This is a genomic window from Stenotrophomonas sp. CFBP 13725 (genome assembly GCF_014841935.1).
Taxonomy (GTDB): domain Bacteria; phylum Pseudomonadota; class Gammaproteobacteria; order Xanthomonadales; family Xanthomonadaceae; genus Stenotrophomonas.
This window is the reverse complement of sequence record NZ_JACYUV010000002.1, coordinates 37,182-54,600: the sequence shown is the minus strand read 5'-3', so window position 1 is coordinate 54,600 and position 17,419 is coordinate 37,182. Positions and strand designations below refer to the sequence as shown.

Sequence of the window (17,419 nt, the reverse complement as noted above, 5' to 3'; positions counted from 1 at the left end):
CGTCCCCTTTTTCGGCGATAATCATCGGCTTACTTCATTGATCTGCGCCCCGGGCGGGCGCCCCCTGCCATGTCCGATGTCGCCACTGAAGCCGCGCGCCGCCGCACCTTCGCCATCATTTCCCACCCCGATGCGGGCAAGACCACGCTGACCGAAAAGCTGTTGCTGTTCGGCGGCGCGATCCAGATGGCCGGCTCGGTCAAGGGCCGCAAGGCCGCGCGCCATGCGACGTCCGACTGGATGGCGCTGGAAAAGGAGCGCGGTATCTCGGTCACCTCGTCGGTGATGCAGTTCCCCTACGAAGGCAAGATCGTCAACCTGCTCGACACGCCGGGCCATGCCGACTTCGGCGAGGACACCTATCGCGTGCTGACCGCGGTCGATTCGGCGCTGATGGTGATCGACGTCGCCAAGGGCGTGGAAGAGCGCACCATCAAGCTGATGGAGGTCTGCCGGCTTCGCGACACGCCGATCATGACCTTCATCAACAAGCTGGACCGCGAAGGCAAGGAACCGATCGACCTGCTGGACGAAGTCGAAAGCGTGCTGGGCATCCAGTGTGCGCCGGTGACCTGGCCGATCGGCATGGGCCAGCGCCTGAAGGGCGTCGTGCACCTGATCAGCGGCGAAGTGCATCTGTACGAGCAGGGGCGCAACTTCACCCGCCAGGACTCGACCATCTTCCCCTCCATCGACGCACCGGGACTGGCCGAGAAGATCGGCGCGCAGATGCTGGCCGAACTGCGCGATGAACTGGAACTCGTACAGGGCGCCAGCCATCCGTTCGACCTGGATGCTTACCGCGCCGGCAAGCAGACGCCGGTGTTCTTCGGCTCGGGCGTGAACAACTTCGGCGTGCAGCCGCTGCTGGATTTCTTCGTCGAACACGCGCCGTCGCCGCAGGCACGCGCCAGCACCGGCCGGAACGTCGCGCCGCAGGAGAACAAGCTCACCGGCTTCGTGTTCAAGATCCAGGCCAACATGGACCCGCAGCACCGCGACCGCGTGGCCTTCATGCGCGTATGTTCGGGCCGTTTCGCCGCTGGCATGAAGACCCTGCATGTGCGCACGGGCAAGGATATGAAGCTGGCCAACGCGCTGACCTTCATGGCCAGCGACCGCGAGATCGCCGCCGAGGCGTGGCCGGGCGATGTGATCGGCATTCACAACCACGGCACCATTTCCATCGGCGACACGTTCACCGAGGGTGAGGCGATCACCTTCACCGGCATCCCCAACTTCGCTCCGGAGCTGTTCCGCCGGGCCCGCCTGCGCGATCCGCTGAAGCTCAAGCAGCTGCAGAAGGGCCTGGCGCAGCTGTCCGAAGAAGGCGCCACCCAGTTCTTCCGTCCGCTCATGAGCAACGACCTGATCCTGGGTGCGGTGGGCGTGCTGCAGTTTGACGTGGCGGCGTATCGCCTCAAGGACGAATACGGCGTGGAAGCGGCCTTCGAACCGGTCGGTGTGGTCACCGCGCGCTGGGTCACCTGCAGCAACGAAAAGAAGCTGGAAGAGTTCCGCGAGAAGAACGCGCTGAATCTGGCGGTGGATGCGGCCGGTCAGCTGGTGTATCTGGCCCCGACCCGCGTCAACCTGCAGCTGGCGCAGGAACGTGCGCCGGACGTGCGCTTCTCCGCTACCCGCGAAGCAGCGTATACCGCTACGTCCTGAACCCGCGTCTGGCCGGGCGTGCACGCACCGGCCATCGCGGCGATGATAGGGGGGATGCAGGACCCCCTCCCTGCGACCCCTCTCACTGTCCATGACCTCTGTTGAATCAATCCGCGAGGAAATCGCGAGCGCACTGACCCACGGACTGGGCGCGGTAGCGGCGTTGGCTGGCAGCGCCGTGTTGATCACCCTGGCTGCCATCCATGGCGACGGCTGGCAGTTGTTCAGCTCGATCGTGTTCGGCGTGGCGCTGTTGCTGCTGTACACGGCCTCGACGCTGTATCACGCGATCCAGCACCCGGTGGCGAAAGGACGGTTGAAAGTATTCGACCACTGCGCGATCTACCTGCTGATTGCCGGCACCTATACGCCCTTCATGCTGATCGGTCTACGCGGTCCGTGGGGCTGGGGCATGTTCACGGCGATCTGGATCCTCGCGTTCGCCGGGGTGGTGTTCAAGCTGTTCTTCACCGGTCGGTTCAAGGCCTTGTCCACCGGCATCTACATCGCGATGGGCTGGCTGATCGTCGTGGCGATCAAGCCGATGCTGGCGGCGATCGACATGTGGACGCTGGGCTGGCTGCTGGCGGGCGGCCTGTCTTACACCTTGGGTACGTACTTCTATCATCGTGAATCGATCCGCTACTCGCATGCGATCTGGCATCTGTTCGTGATCGGCGGCAGCGTCTGCCACTTCGTCGCCGTCACCGCGCAGGTGCTGTGATTTTCTGCGCTGCGCTTGGCTTTTAAGCACCAGCACCAGCAACAGCAACAGCAACAGCAATAACAACTTCAACGGCTGCGGGGACGTGTGCTGGCGGGGCGGGGTGGGTTGGCGGGGGACGGCAAAAGCCACTCCTGCGTGCCTTGTTTCGCGCCATCCATGGCGCTCAACACCCCCGCCAACCCACCCCGCCCCACCTTCGACAGATCCACGGTGCTGCGTTGGTAGCACCGACCCATGGTCGGCGGATTCTTTGGTTAATGGGGTCGGATGGTTCCCGCCGAGCGTGGCTCGGCGCTACCGGTGACAGTAAACCGTCTGGTGGAGGGAGCCTGCGGTAGCGCCGAGCCGTGCTCGGCGGAATGTCCCCGCCAAGGGCCCGCTGCGCTCGCCGACCATGGGTCGGCGCTACCGCTTTTCTTTTTTATTACGCGGCTGGCGGCCACGGAACCTGTCAGGGGGCCGGGCGGTGGGGCTGGGCGGGGGCGTTGAGCGCCATGGATGGCGGGTCCACGTCATCGCATTCGCGCTGCCGCTCCCACGCTTTGCTTCGCAAACCGAGGGCCCCGTCTCACCAGCACCCACACCCCGCCGCTTCGCGGCCGCCCCTGACTCAGGGGCTCCCTCCACCCGACTGGTCAACGAGGTCTGCGGTAGCGCCGACCCATGTTCGGCTGAATGTTTCCGCCAACGGCCCGCTGCGCTCGCCGACCATGGGTCGGCGCTACGGCTTTTCTCTTTTTTATTACGCGGAGGGCGGCCACGGAACCTGTCAGGGGGCCGGGCGGTGGAGCTGGGACGGGGGCGTTGAGCGCCATGGATGGCGCGAAACGAGGCCCGCATGGATGCGGCTCTCGCCGTACCCCGTCCCAGCCCCACCGCCCGGCCCCAAGCAAGCAGCCTGCTGTCAAAGCCCACCGCGAGGGGGTCTCACCCGTTCGACAACCGCACCTGCACGTAATCCGAATGCCCCATTCGCGCTATGTGCACGATGAACGGGCAACCATGCGGATGTGAATGCCACCCTGCCCCCTGAAACCAGCCCTCCGGTTCGCCGGCGTTTCCGTCGTCCCGGCAAGCGGGGCCAGCGCTGGCTGGCGGTGTTGGTGTTCCTGATCGCCGCCGTGCTGCTGCTGATCGCGCTGTGGGACTGGAACTGGTTCAAGGGCCCGGTGGAGCGTGCCGTGCAGGCAAAAACGGGGCGCGCGCTGCATATCGGCAACCTGGATGTCGACCTTGGCCGCGTGACCACCATCCGCGGTGATTCCGTCACCTTCGCCAACGCAGAGTGGGCCAAGCGCCCGCAGATGGTCAGCGCCGACCGCGTGGAAATCGACGTGCGCGTCTGGCCGCTGCTGCGCGGCAGCGTACAGCTGCCGGAAGTACGTCTTACCCGTCCGGACGCGTTGTTGCAGACCGCGCCGCGCGCGGACCAGGCGGGCAACTGGGATTTCATGGGCGAAAGCAGTGGCGGCGAGCCGTTGCAACTGCAGCGGCTGTACATCGATGACGGCCGATTGCAGTTTCTTGATGAGCGGGGCCGTACCGACATCCAGGTGGCGGTCCGCAGTGGCAAGCCGAAGCAGGCCGATGCCGCACCGCCGTTGCTGGTCGGCGGCAAGGGCTCATGGCAGGGCAATGCCTTCACCCTCAACGGCAATACGGAATCACCGCTCGAGCTGACCAACAGCGGCCATCCCTTCCGCATCCATCTGGATGGGCGAGCGGGTGGCACGCATGCGGTGGCCAGCGGCACGCTGATCAATCCGTTCCAGTTCCAGACCTTCAGCCTGCAGTTCCGCCTCAGCGGCCAGGACCTGGAAGACCTGTATCCGCTGGTCGGCATCGCCTTGCCCTCTACTCCGCCCTATCGCCTGGACGGGCAGCTGACGCGCGACCACCAGGTCTGGCAGTACCAGAAGTTCAACGGCCGTGTCGGCGACAGTGATCTCGGCGGTGATGTAAAGGTGGAGGTTGGCGGCGAGCGCCCGCGACTGACCGCCAACCTGGTCTCCAAACGCCTGGATTTCGATGACCTCGCCGGCTTCATCGGTGCGCCGCCGAAGACCGGTGGCGACGAAACCGCGAATGCCGAGCAGAAAGCGGAGGCCGCGCGCTTGGCCGCCAAGCCGACGATCCTGCCCGACACGCCGTATGACCTCGGCAAACTGCGCGCGATGGATGCCGACGTTCGGTTGAAGGCGCAGCGCATCAATGCCCCCAGCCTGCCGCTGGATGACATGGATGCCCACCTGAAGCTCGACGATGGCCTGTTGCGCTTGGATCCGCTCAACTTCGGCGTGGCAGGCGGCGACATCCGCAGCACGATCCGCATGGATGCGCGTCGGCCCCAGATCGCCACGTCGTTGAAAGCCAGCGTGCGTCGGGTGCAGCTCGGCCAGTTGTTCCCGGATGCGAAGCTGGCCGAGCAGGCCTCCGGCGGCATCGGCGGTGAGATCGACCTGAGCGGCAACGGCAATTCAATCGCCGCCATGCTGGGCAGCAGCGACGGCACCGTTGCCATCGGCATGGGCAAAGGCCACGTGGGCAACCTGATCATGGAACTGGCCGGCTTGGACGTCGCCGAATCGTTGAAATTCCTGTTCACCGGCGACCGACAGATCCCGCTGCGCTGTGCCTTCGCCGACTTCGGCGTGAAGGATGGGCGCATGGACAGCCGTGCCCTGGCGGTAGATACCACCGATACGCTGATCGTCGGCGAAGGCAGCATCAACCTGAAGAACGAGCAGATGGACCTGCTGCTGAAACCGCGTCCGAAGGACATCAGCATCCTGGCGCTGCGTTCGCCACTACGCATCGACGGCACGTTCAAGGACCCGTCGTTCCGTCCCGATTTCAAGGCACTGGGCCTGCGCGGTGCGATCGCCCTGGCGCTGGGCAGCATCGCACCGCCGGCCGCGTTGCTGGCCACGTTCGAGCCCGGTCCGGGCAAGGACAGTGACTGCGGCGGGAAGTACGCCCGCTGAGGGATACGGGCAGGGCGGCCGCTGGTCGCCCCCGCCCCGTCGTCGGTCAGCCGGCGACGATGTACTGCTGCAACTGCTCCAGCTCCCGCGCCTGCGCGTCAATCACCGCCTTGACCAGATCGCCGATGGAGATCACGCCCAGTACGCGGCCTTCCTCCACCACCGGTAGATGGCGGATGCGATGGTCGGTCACCAGTTGCAGGCAGTGCGCGACCTGCGAATCGGGCGATACCGTCACCACCTGCGATGTCATGATGTCCGCCACGCGCGTGTCCCGCGAGGAGCGGTCACGCAGCACGATCTTGCGCGCGTAATCGCGCTCGGAGAGGATGCCGGCAAGCTGCGGCCCCTCCATCACCAGGACCGCGCCAACGCCCTTTTCCGCCATCAACTGGATCGCATCGAATACCGCCGCCTGTGGCGCGACGGCGTGCACTTCAGGAGACTTGCCGTCCAATACCTGCCGAACCGTGGTCATCTGCCTGCCCTCCGAGGGTGGGTTGCAGGTTCGAGTCTGCCACGGACGGGCCTATGCAGGTGTCAAGCAGGTACAGCGGCCGCTGTTTGGACTCTTCGTATAGCCGCCCCAGGTATTCCCCGATCAGTCCGAGCGCGATCAGCTGGACCCCGCCAAGGAACAGGATGACCGCCATCATCGTCGGCCAGCCGGCGACACGGTCGCCGTACAACGCCGCTTTCACCACCACGCCCACGGCGAACAGGAAGGCACCGGCCGCGGTCAGCATCCCCAGATACGTCGCCGCCCGCAGCGGCACCGTGGTGAAACTGGTGATGCCTTCCAGCGCGAAGTTCCACAGGCGCCAGAGGCTGAACTTGCTGGTGCCGGCCACCCGCGCATGCCGGTGATAGGGCACCGCGATACGGTTGTAGCCTACCCAGCTGAAGAGCCCTTTCATGAAGCGATGGCGCTCGCGCAGTTCCCGCAGCGCCTGCAGCGCGCGAGGCGACAACAAGCGGAAATCCCCGGTGTCGGCGGGAATCGGCGTCGGCGACATGCGGCCGATGACGCGATAGAACATGCCGGCAGTGGCTCGCTTGGTCCAGCTCTCGCCCTCGCGCGCCAGGCGTGTCCCGTATACGTTGTCATAGCCTTCGCGCCAACGTGCCACGAAGGCAGGAATCAATTCGGGCGGGTCCTGGCAGTCCGCATCCAGGATCATGGCGGCGCCGACGCACACCTGGTCCAGCCCAGCGGTCAGCGCGGCCTCCTTGCCGAAGTTGCGCGACAGACGCAATGCCGACACGCGGGGGTCCTGGCGGGCCAGCGTTTCAATGCACGCCCAGGTCGCGTCGCTGCTGCCGTCGTCGACATACAGAATGCGGCCGGTCACATCCGGCATGTCGGCGAACACCGCCGATACGCGCGCGTGCAGCTGCGGCAGTGCGGCCTCCTCATTGAAGGCAGCGACGACGACGGTCAACGGTTCTGGGTTCATCGTCGGATTGTACTCAGTCATCCTGCAGGTACGCGCCGCCACCCAGCTGCCGCGCCTGCCGTTGGATCCACGTGGCGCGCCGCTGCACGTAAGGGCCCGGCTGCGCAGCGTCGTAACGCCGGGGTGCCGGCAGCACGGCGGCCAACCGAGCGCTTTCCGCAGGGGTCAGACGCGACGCATCCTTGTTCCAGAACTGCCGTGACGCGGCCTGGGCACCATAGATACCGTCACCGAACTCGGCGATGTTGGCGTACATCTCCAGGATGCGCTGCTTGGGCCAGAAGGTCTCTATCAACAGCGTGTACCAGACCTCCAGCCCTTTCCGCAGCCAGCTGCGGCCCTGCCACAGGAACAGGTTCTTGGCCACCTGCTGGCTGATCGTGCTGGCCCCGCGCACGCGTCCACCCCGCGCATTGTGATCGCGGGCTTTCTCGATGGCCTGCAGATCAAACCCATTGTGCTGCGGAAAGCGCTGATCTTCCGCAGCCACCAGCGAGATCGGCAGGCTGGGTGCCATCTTCTGCAGATCGCGCCATTCATAGTGCAGGCGGTAAGCACGATCGCCCTGCCCCACCGCCTCGCCATAGCGCCACAGCATCACCGTAGACACGGGAGGGTCCACGAAGCGCAGCACCAGCACCTGCAGCACACTGAACGCGGCCAGCACGACCGGCAGCCACAGCAGACGCCGCCAGCGCCAGCGGGAGGTACCGGCGGCCTGCACTGCCTTGAGGTTGTCGTCCCCTGACCCCATTGATGGCTCACTCATTTCTTCATCGGTTGTCGGCGCATTATCCGGCAACCTCACCTTCTTATATACGTGCGGCCCCAACCATGACCGATCAGAACGACTCCCTGTTCCGCTTCCTGCTTCCCGATGCCGGCGTGCGCGGTGTACACGTACGCCTGCATGAGACGTGGAAACAGATCCTGTCGCATGCGGACTACCCCGCCCGCGCGGCCGGCATGCTGGGCGACGCCACCGTGGCGGCCGCCCTCTTCACCGGCCATACCAAGGTGGACGGCCGCCTGTCGATCCAGTTGCGCAGCAGCAGCTCCCTGCGCACCCTCTTCGCCGAGTGCACCGCCGCCGGTACGCTGCGCGGCATCGCCAAGCTGGAAGAAGGCCAGGACGCGCCGGCCAGCCTGGATGGACTGGGCGATGACGCGGTGCTGGCCATCACCATCGAGAACCCGGGCCTGGATCCGCGCGAACCGCAGCGCTATCAGAGCCTTGTCGCGCTCAGCGCGCCGAACCTGGACGAGGCATTCGAGGACTACTTCCGCCAGTCCGAGCAGCTGCCGACGCGCCTGCTGCTGGCGACCGACGGCGAACGTGCCGCCGGCCTGCTGATCCAGAAGCTGCCGGGCGAAGAGGGCGACCTGGACAGCTGGACCCGTATCAGCGCCCTGTTCGAGACGCTGGGCAAGGCCGAACTGCTGGCCACCTCGGCGGAGGACCTGGTCTACCGCCTGTTCCATGAGGAGCAGCCGGAGCACATGGGCGACAAGCCGCTGCGCTTCGAATGCACCTGCTCGCGCGAACGCGTGGCGGGCATGCTGCAGTCGCTGGGTGAGGAAGAAGCCCGGGCCGCCGCCGAGCCCACCGGTGCGGTGGAGGTCCGTTGCGAATTCTGCGGGAAGGAGTATCACTTTCCTTTGACGGAATTCGGGATACTGTTCCACGGTGGCGGTACTTCCATCCCGGCACCTGAGCGACTTCAGTAAAGCAGGCCAGCCGCTGGCGAGCTCGTGTTCTGGGGAGGACAACGACTTGTTAAAGAATCATAAACAGCCTACGCTCCAGATCCCGCTCCGGCGGGAACTTGCCATGCATCTGACTGTCTGACTGGACTCATGACTACATTCCTGCGCCAATCGCTTGCACTGCTGATCGCCCTCGGGGCGGCCTCCGGCGTGCACGCGCAGGCCAAGGACACCCGCACCGTCATTCCGGTGTGGAACAAGGGCAGCGGCAAAGTAGAGGCCCTGCTCTATCTGGAGCCGACCGGTGAGCAGGTAGCCGGTGCACGCTGGCATTTTGGTCGCAGCTCGCTGGATGCGGCCTTCGGTCTGTCCTCCGGTGACTCCCTCGGCCTGCTGTGCAACAGCAGCCGTGGCACGAACATCAGCGGATTGGCCAGCCATTGCATGCTGGCCAGCCTTGGCGACGACGAAGACACCTTGTCACGGCGCTTCAGTGGCACCGCCGCATTCAATCGACCGGGCGGGCGCGTGGGCCTTACCGTCGGCAGTGGACGTGAAACCCTTCCCGGCTGGTTGTCAGGCCCGAACAAGGCGACGTCGCTGCGCGCCGAGCAGAACGACCTGACCGTCTTCGGCCAGAAGAACATCGGCCGCGAGGGCTTCGTCTCGATCGGCGGTACCTATGCGAAGGCCCGTCTGGTTCCGTTGGCGGATGTCGCGCCTTCGATCGTCGACCGCTGGGACAGCAAGAGCCTGAGCATCGGCGCCGGCTACGGTAATTTCAGCGGAAACATCATCGGACGCGTGGTCGACGTGCCCGGCCAGCCCGGCAAATGGGAAGGCCTGGGCGTTGGACTGACCTGGCGGACCCCGTGGTCGGGCCAGTTGACGGTCGGCGCGGAAAACGTGGTCAGCCGGGGCAAGAATCCGTTCTCACCGCGCAATGAGAGCAACGATGATGGCACGGTTCCGTACGTACGGTACGAACAGGACCTTTAAGCCCCTGTTATTAAAGCATTTTTTTTGAAAACGCCCCGACTTTCGGGGCGTTTTCGTTTGTGCGCGACCTGAACGGGTTTGCCGAATTTCACCAAAATCACGCGAATCATTAACAAAGCTTTAATTTTGCAAAAGACGGAAGTAGTATCGGGACCAGCCCAGCGAAACTTGGAAGCGCCTTTCGCCTCCTTCGCGGGCCACACCACGTAGTTACCAAGACCACTTGGAGAGAGAGTCCAATGAACCGCAACAGCAACACACTGCGTGACGCCGTCGTCCTGGCGCTGATCACCAGCGCTGCCGGCACGGGTACTGCCATCGCGCAGGAAGCCTCGGGCACCACCAACCTGGACCGTATCTCGGTCACCGGTTCGCGCATCAAGAGCACCGACGTTGAGACCTCCCAGCCGGTTCTGAGCCTCACCCGCGCAGACATCGAAAAGCAGGGCGTGACCTCGGTTGCCGACATCCTGCAGCGCGTCGCCGCCAACGGCGCCGCACTGAACCGTACCTTCAACAACGGCGGTGACGGTTCGTCCGGCATCAGCCTGCGCAACCTGGGCAGCTCGCGCACCCTGGTGCTGGTCAACGGCCGCCGCTGGACCACCGGCCTGGACGGCAGCGTCGACCTGAACACCATCCCGGTGGCCATGGTCGAGCGTATCGACGTGCTGAAGGACGGCGCTTCGACGATCTACGGCTCCGACGCCATCGCCGGCGTGGTGAACATCATCACCAAGCGTGACTTCGACGGTGCGGAAGCCAACTTCTACAAGGGCCAGTACAGCGACGGCGACGGCGAGCGCGAAGCCTATGACTTCACGCTGGGCACCACCACCGATCGCGCATCGGTGATGATCGGCGCCTCGTACGTCAATGAAAAGGAAGTCATGGCGGGTGATCGTGCGATCTCCGCAGGTGGCCCGCCGTTCTTCAGCGGCCAGAGCGGCACCGGCATCCCGGGTTCGTACGTCCGTAACGGCACCCGTCGCATCATCATCGATGGCACGGAAGTTCCGTTCGTCAGCAACGTGCACGGCTACAACACCTCGCCGGACAACTACCTGCTGACCCCGAACGAGCGCACCTCGCTGTTCGCTGCCGGTTCGTACAACATCACCGACAACGTCACGTTCCGTACGGAAGCGATGTACAACGAGCGCAAGTCCGAGCAGCTGCTGGCCGCCATGCCGGTGACCGGCATGACCCTCAGCGCCGACAGCGTCTACAACCCGTACGGCGTCAACCTGACCGGCGTGAACCGCCGCTTCAACGAGACCGGCGGCCGTTCGTTCAACCAGAACGTCAAGAACTGGCACTTCTACGGTGGCTTCGAAGGCTTCTTCGAGTTTGCTGACCGTACCTTCGATTGGGACGTCGGCTACCGCTACGACAAGACCGACCAGAACGACCTGACCTACGGCCTGCTCAACGTGGCGCGTCTGGACGAAGCCTATGGCCCGTCCGAGATCCGTGGCGGCGTGCCGGTCTGCGTCACCGCCCCGGGCGGCGACGTGATCACCGGTTGTGCCCCGATCAATCCGCTGGGCGGCCTGGGCTCGATCAGCCCGGAAGCGCTGGAGTACACCACCTTCACCGCGCATGACTCGGCGACCCAGGAGTCGAAGGGCTACTACGCCAACATCTCCGGTGAAATCGTGCAGCTGCCGGCCGGTGCGCTGGGCTTCGCGGCCGGTTATGAATACCGCAAGGAAAGCGGCCAGTTCGACCCGGATGCGTTCATCGCATCGGGCCTGAGCACCGGCAACGGCGCCAGCCCGACCAAGGGTTCGTACGACCTGGACGAAATGTACCTGGAGCTGTCGATCCCGGTGCTGGCCGACCTGCCGGGCGCCCAGCTACTGGACTTCAGCGTGGCGACCCGCTACTCCAAGTACAGCAACTTCGGTAACACCACGAACAACAAGTTCGGTTTCCGCTGGAAGCCGATCGACGACCTGATGGTCCGTGGTAACTACTCCGAAGGCTTCCGCGCAGCAAGCATCAACGATCTGTTCCGCGGCAACACCGATTCGTTCGAAACCTACGCCGATCCGTGCGCCGCCGCCAACCTGCCCACCGGTGCCGTTCTGGCCCAGTGCCAGGCGCAGGGCGTGCCGGCTGGCCTGGTCCAGCCGGGTACCGATGGCGACGCAGGTCCGCTGCAGACCGTCGAGCCGTTCACCTGGACCTCGAACCCGAACCTCAAGCCGGAAACCTCGACCAGCAAGACGCTGGGCCTGGTCTTCAGCCCGAGCTTCGTGCAAGGCCTGAACGTGACCCTGGACTGGTGGCAGATCAAGATCGAAGACGCGATCACCCGCCCGTCGATCGACGACATCATGGACCGCTGCTACGGCGGCACCGCGCAGGAACAGGCAGCGTACTGCGGCCTGATCACGCGTGACCCGAACTACGGCACCACCGCCGAGAACGGCGCCATCGTCAATGTCGACATGCCGCTGCAGAACCTGTCCTCCTACAAGGTGGAAGGCTGGGATCTGGGCATGCTGTACCGCCTGCCGGAGTTCTCCTTCGGCCAGTTCACCATCAGCTGGGACAGCACGTACCTGAGCAAGTGGGAAACGCAGGCAACGGCCGACTCGGCAGTTGAAGGTCGTCAGGGCAAGTACCTGAACCAGGATCCGTACTGGCGCATCCGTTCCAATCTGTACCTGGATTGGAGCTACCAGGACTTCGGCATCAACTACGGTTTCCGCTACAAGTCGGGCATGACCGAAGCCTGCCTGCTGGGCGCCGCAACCCGCGCATACTGCTCGGATGCTGTGAACCGCGAGAACCACATCAGCTCGACCGTTTATCACGACGTCCAGTTCCGCTACAACACCCCGTGGAACGGCACCGTCATGGTGGGTCTGAACAACGTGTGGGACAAGGATCCGCCGCAGTCCTACGCCGTGTCGTACAACATGTTCGACCCGCAGTACGACCTGCCGGGCCGCTACATGTACATGCAGTACAAGCAGAAGTTCTGATCGATCCACTGATCGGAAATGTCTGATGCAACGGCCCCGAAAGGGGCCGTTGTTGTTTGTGCGGTCTGCGCCGGCAAGGCGAGGATCGCAGCCACAAAAAAGCCGCGCTGGTGCGCGGCTTCGGGTAACGCGGATCTGGCGCCGGATCAGCCCGGGATCAGCGTATCGATCACATGCTCCACGTACGCCTCGAACTCTTCACGCGCCTGCTTCGGCTGCTGCAACTGCAACGACAGTTGCAGGAAGCCGACATAGGCCGCATAGGCCAGGCGCGCACGATGCCGCGCATCGGTCGAGCTCAACCCGGCCTGGCGGAATGAGGCGATCAGATAATCCATGCGACGCTGCGACACGCGGTCGATCACCGGGCGCACCATCGGGTGGTCCAGCGCTTTCAGCAACTCGCTGTAGATGATATGTGGCTGTACTTCATGGGCCACGACCTGGAACAGCTGGCGCAGGCGCACCCGCGGATCCGGCACCTCTTCCAGGCTGCCGAACACCTGCTCCTGTTCGAACAGCTCCCAGCGCTCCAGCGCCGCCTGCAGCAGCGCATCGCGGGACGGGAAATGCCAGTAGAAACTGCCCTTGGTCACCCCAAGGCGGCGGGCCAAAGGCTCCACGGCCACCGCGCTGACGCCCTGCTCGGCAATGAGATCAAGGGCGGCCTGGGCCCAGTCTTCCGCACTGAGGCGGCTGTTGCGTCCAGCGCGCACGTCGCTGGCAGGAGTTTCGGATTCGCTCATCCGCTGATTTAACCATACGCAGGGGTTGGTTGCAGTATGAGGGCAGGCGCATTGATGCCGCCCGGTAGCGCCGAGCCAGGCTCGCAGGCTCGTTGCCGTTGGATTTTCCAAGCCCGCTGCGATGCACCATACGTCGGAGTATTGACTTCCCTCGCAGGCACTCCATACTAATAGGTATGGTTACCCCTACTCCCTCCCTTACCCTCAACGATCTGCGCCTGGACGCTGCGCACGGCGCGACGTTGGCCGTATCGGCCGAGACGACCGGTCGCCGCGGGCCCGTGCTGTTCGCGCACGGATTCGGGCAGACCCGTCACGCATGGACGCCCGCGGCGCACGCGCTCGCCGCCCATGGATTCCAGACCCTCGCCTATGACGCACGCGGCCACGGTGATTCGGACTGGAACGCGCCGGATGTGCCTTATCACGGTGACCAGTTCGCCGATGACCTGATCGTGCTGGCGGGCGAGCAGACCCGGCCGCCCGTGCTGGTGGCTGCGTCAATGGGCGGCCTGTTCGGCCTGCTGGCCGAATCGCGTTGGCCCGGCCTGTTCTCCGCGATGGTGCTGGTGGACATCACACCGCGCTGGGACACCGCCGGTGTCGAACGCATTCTTGCCTTCATGACCGCGCATCCACAGGGATTCGGGTCACTCGCAGAGGCGGCGGATGTCATCGCGGCCTATCTGCCGCATCGGCCACGCAAAGCGGACGATTCCCTTCGCGCCCTGCTGCGCGAAGACGGCCACGGCCGTTGGCGCTGGCACTGGGATCCGCGCCTGGTGGCTGAGCTGGTGCGTGACAGTGAACAGCACCAGGATGCACTCGCAGCGGCGGCGAGCAAGGTGAAGTGCCCGCTGCTGCTGGTCAGTGGCGGACGCAGTGATCTGGTGACACCGCAGACCATCGCCGATTTCCTTGCATTGGCACCGCATGCCACACACGTACAGCTTCCGCAGGCCACCCACATGGTGGCCGGCGACGACAACGACGCTTTTACCGCTACTGTGTTGAACTATCTGGACGTGTTGCCACCGGCCCTGGCCGCAGCATCGTCCGCCGAACCCGAGCACGTCACCGGAGTACGCTCATGAGCATCGTTCTTCCCTTCCTTGCCCTTCTGCTGGCAAGTGCATTCGCGGCCTATCACCGCATGCGCCTCATTACGTGGACGATCATCAGCGTGGCCGTGTTGGCTGTGTGCTGGTTCGTCCCGTATATCAACCAGACGGCAACGATCGTCGCCGCTGCCATCGTGGCGGTCATCGCGATTCCGCTGCTGCTGCCCTTCGTCCGCAAGCCGCTGCTGACCGCGCCGATGATGAAGGTGTTCCGCAAGGTGCTGCCGCCGCTGTCGCAGACCGAGCGGATTGCCCTGGAAACCGGCTCGGTCGGTTTCGAGGGTGAGCTGTTCACCGGTGACCCGGACTGGAACATCCTGCTGAACTATCCCAAGCCGCAGCTCACCGCCGAAGAACAGGCCTTCATGGACGGCCCGGTGGAAGAACTGTGCAAGATGGTCAACGACTGGGAAATCACCCATGTCCATGCCGACCTGCCGCCGGAGATGTGGGCCTTCATCAAGAAGAACCGTTTCTTCGGCATGATCATTCCGAAAGAATATGGCGGCCTTGGCTTCAGCGCGCTGGCCCACCACAAGGTGATCCAGAAGCTGGCCTCGGTGTCGTCGGTGGTCAGTTCCACCGTCGGTGTGCCGAACTCGCTCGGTCCGGGTGAACTGCTCAACCACTACGGCACCCAGGAACAGAAAGACCAGTACCTGCCGCGCCTGGCCGATGGCCGCGAAGTGCCCTGCTTCGGTCTGACCGGCCCGTTCGCCGGCTCCGATGCCACGTCCATCCCCGACTACGGCATCGTCTGCCACGGTGAGTGGAACGGCGAGCGCGTGCTGGGCGTCAAGCTGACCTTCGACAAGCGCTACATCACCCTGGCCCCGGTCGCGACCCTGATCGGCCTGGCCTTCCGCATGTACGACCCGGACAAGCTGATCGGTGACACGCGCGACATCGGCATCACTCTGGGCCTGCTGCCGCGCGAAACACCCGGCGTTGAAGTCGGCCGTCGCCATTTCCCGCTGAACTCGCCGTTCCAGAACGGCCCGATCAAGGGCAAGGATGTCTTCATCCCGCTGACCCAGCTGATCGGCGGCGCCGCCATGGCCGGCAAGGGCTGGAACATGCTCAACGAATGCCTCGCCGTGGGCCGCTCGATCACCCTGCCCTCCACGGGCAGCGGCGGTGCGAAGGCCGGCGCGGTCATCACCGGTGCGTACGCACGCATCCGCAAGCAGTTCGGCCTCTCGGTCGGTCGCTTCGAAGGCGTGGAAGAAGCCTTGGCGCGTATCGGTGGCAAGGCCTACAAGATCAGCGCACTGGCCCAGGCTACTGCTGCGGCGGTCGACCGCGGTGACGTGCCGTCGGTGCCGTCGGCAATTGCCAAGTACCACTGCACCAGCATGAGCCGCGAAGTGATCTCGGACATGATGGATGTGATCGGCGGCAAGGGCATCATCCTGGGGCCACGCAACTTCGCCGGCCGCAGCTGGCAGGCCGCGCCCATCGCGATCACCGTGGAAGGCGCGAACATCATGACGCGCAGCCTGCTGATCTTCGGCCAGGGCGCGATCCTGTGCCACCCTTGGGTGATGAAGGAAATGAAGGCCGCGCAGGATCCGGACCGCAAGGCCGGCCTGCAGGAATTCGACCGCAGCCTGTTCGGCCACATCCGCTACGGCATCTCCAACGCCGTGCGTTCGTTCTGGTTCGGCCTGACCGGCGCGCGCTTCGGTGCCGCCCCGGGCGATGCCTACACCCGCCGCTACTTCCGCAAGCTGGACCGCTACTCCGCCAACCTGGCGCTGATGGCCGACATCTCGATGATGACGCTCGGCGGCAAGCTGAAGTTCAAGGAATCGCTGTCCGGGCGCCTCGGTGATGTGCTGAGCCATGTCTACATGACCAGCGCCATGCTCAAGCGTTACCACGATGAAGGCGCACCGCAGGCCGACCAGCCGTTGCTGGCCTGGGGTTTCCACGACAGCGTGCACAAGATCGAAGAGTCGCTGTCGGCGGCGCTGCGCAACTTCCCGATCCGCCCGATCGGTTGGTTGATGTGGCTGTTGATCTTCCCGCTGGGCCGCCGTGCCGAAGCGCCGGGTGACCGCCTGAGCCGCCGCGTTGCCGCCCTGCTGATGGCCCCCAACGAGGCCCGTGACCGCCTGGCCGACGGCGTGTTCCTGACGCCGTGCGAGAACAACCCGGGTGGCCGCATCAACAGCTACCTGGCCAAGGCCATCATGGCCGAGCCGGTGGAGCGCAAGTTCCTGAAGGCGCTGAAGAGCAAGGGCATCGAGGCGCTGGACTACAACAAGCAGCTCGACGAAGCCGTGGCCGAAGGCGTGCTGACCCAGGACGAACGCACCCTGCTGGACGAGCTGCGTGCGATCACCCTGGAGGCGATCACCGTGGACGACTTCGATACCCACGAGCTGCGTTCGGCGGGTTACTACGACCTGCCGCGCAAGGAATCCGGTTCGCAGCAGGCGGCCTGATCACCTTGGACAGTGAATAAAAAAACGGCGAGCCTCGGCTCGCCGTTTTCCATTGCAGCGTCACGCCATCCAGGGCGAGCGACCCGCACTACGCGGCTGAGAGACCCCGCCGCTGGCGCGGCGTTACAACCGGCTGCCTGCGTGCCAGATCGCGGCCAGCGCCAGCAGTGCCGGCAGCGCCTGCACATAGAAGATCCGCTTGTTGACGGACCATGCGCCGTAGCAGCCTGCCACGACCACGCAGACCAGGCAGAAAATGGTGATCTCGAAATGGCGGACCAGTCCCACCAGGATGCCGGCCGCCAGGAAGCCGTTGTAGAGCCCCTGGTTGGCCGCCAGCACGCGCGTGGCCTGCGCCTTCTCCGGCGTGTTGCGGAAGGTCTTCAGGCCCAGTGGACGCGTCCACAGGAACATCTCCAGCACCAGGAAGTAAACGTGCAACGCGGCTACCAGCAGCGTCAGGGAAAGGGCAACGGAAATCCAGAACATGACGGTCCTTCTGAGAGTTGGGTGAACTGAGCAGCGCCCTCACCGCTAGCACCGAGCCATGCTCGGCGAGCG

Annotated in this window: 13 protein-coding genes; 8 read left to right on the top strand and 5 right to left on the bottom strand. The window is 64.7% G+C overall.

Annotated features, from left to right (window positions below):
* The first annotated feature begins 69 nt into the window (after positions 1-69).
* The 3 genes from IFT65_RS03390 (at position 70) to IFT65_RS03380 (ending at position 5,382) form a co-directional block, all read left to right on the top strand.
* A complete protein-coding gene (locus IFT65_RS03390) occupies positions 70-1,671 on the top strand; it encodes a peptide chain release factor 3 (protein ID WP_192080197.1) in 1,602 nt (533 codons plus the stop codon).
* 85 nt (positions 1,672-1,756) lie between these two features.
* Positions 1,757-2,395, top strand: coding sequence for a hemolysin III family protein (locus IFT65_RS03385; RefSeq protein WP_188327334.1), 639 nt, complete (start codon positions 1,757-1,759; stop codon positions 2,393-2,395).
* A gap of 1,094 nt (positions 2,396-3,489) precedes the next feature.
* A complete protein-coding gene (locus IFT65_RS03380) occupies positions 3,490-5,382 on the top strand; it encodes an AsmA family protein (RefSeq protein ID WP_249405048.1) in 1,893 nt (630 codons plus the stop codon).
* Between the two features lie 46 nt (positions 5,383-5,428).
* On the opposite strand, the gene IFT65_RS03375 is transcribed toward IFT65_RS03380, so the two are convergent.
* The 3 genes from IFT65_RS03375 to mtgA are packed head-to-tail and all read right to left on the bottom strand — an operon-like array spanning position 5,429 to position 7,593.
* Complete coding sequence (locus IFT65_RS03375) at positions 5,429-5,860, bottom strand: CBS domain-containing protein (protein WP_188324672.1); 432 nt, start codon at positions 5,858-5,860, stop codon at positions 5,429-5,431.
* Positions 5,820-6,839, bottom strand: coding sequence for a glycosyltransferase family 2 protein (locus tag IFT65_RS03370; RefSeq protein ID WP_192080195.1), 1,020 nt, complete (start codon positions 6,837-6,839; stop codon positions 5,820-5,822). The genes IFT65_RS03375 and IFT65_RS03370 overlap by 41 nt, the downstream gene beginning before the upstream one ends.
* 13 nt (positions 6,840-6,852) lie before the next feature.
* Entirely contained in the window at positions 6,853-7,593 is a 741-nt protein-coding gene (mtgA, locus tag IFT65_RS03365; RefSeq protein ID WP_192080716.1) for a monofunctional biosynthetic peptidoglycan transglycosylase, read from the bottom strand.
* 80 nt (positions 7,594-7,673) lie between these two features.
* On the opposite strand from mtgA, the gene IFT65_RS03360 reads away from it, so the two are divergent.
* The 3 genes from IFT65_RS03360 (at position 7,674) to IFT65_RS03350 (ending at position 12,541) form a co-directional block, all read left to right on the top strand.
* A complete protein-coding gene (locus IFT65_RS03360) occupies positions 7,674-8,567 on the top strand; it encodes an Hsp33 family molecular chaperone HslO (RefSeq protein WP_188324674.1) in 894 nt (297 codons plus the stop codon).
* 129 nt (positions 8,568-8,696) lie between these two features.
* Complete coding sequence (locus tag IFT65_RS03355) at positions 8,697-9,545, top strand: hypothetical protein (RefSeq protein ID WP_188324675.1); 849 nt, start codon at positions 8,697-8,699, stop codon at positions 9,543-9,545.
* A gap of 239 nt (positions 9,546-9,784) precedes the next feature.
* A complete protein-coding gene (locus IFT65_RS03350; RefSeq protein WP_192080193.1) occupies positions 9,785-12,541 on the top strand; it encodes a TonB-dependent receptor in 2,757 nt (918 codons plus the stop codon).
* Between the two features lie 146 nt (positions 12,542-12,687).
* On the opposite strand, the gene IFT65_RS03345 is transcribed toward IFT65_RS03350, so the two are convergent.
* Positions 12,688-13,287 carry a TetR/AcrR family transcriptional regulator gene (locus IFT65_RS03345; RefSeq protein ID WP_188324677.1) on the bottom strand — a complete coding sequence of 200 codons (600 nt, stop codon included), beginning with the start codon at positions 13,285-13,287 and terminating at the stop codon, positions 12,688-12,690.
* A 176-nt stretch (positions 13,288-13,463) separates the two neighbouring features.
* Between IFT65_RS03345 and IFT65_RS03340 the strand changes: the two genes are divergently transcribed.
* Complete coding sequence (locus IFT65_RS03340) at positions 13,464-14,381, top strand: alpha/beta hydrolase (protein WP_192080191.1); 918 nt, start codon at positions 13,464-13,466, stop codon at positions 14,379-14,381.
* The gene (locus tag IFT65_RS03335) at positions 14,378-16,858 is read left to right on the top strand and encodes an acyl-CoA dehydrogenase (RefSeq protein WP_188324679.1); all 2,481 of its coding nucleotides are present in this window, start codon (positions 14,378-14,380) and stop codon (positions 16,856-16,858) included. Before IFT65_RS03340 ends, IFT65_RS03335 begins: the two co-directional genes overlap by 4 nt.
* A gap of 123 nt (positions 16,859-16,981) precedes the next feature.
* Here the strand turns inward: IFT65_RS03335 and IFT65_RS03330 are convergent, their stop codons facing one another.
* Positions 16,982-17,347, bottom strand: coding sequence for a DUF1304 domain-containing protein (locus IFT65_RS03330; protein ID WP_192080189.1), 366 nt, complete (start codon positions 17,345-17,347; stop codon positions 16,982-16,984).
* Between the last annotated feature and the right edge of the window lie 72 nt (positions 17,348-17,419).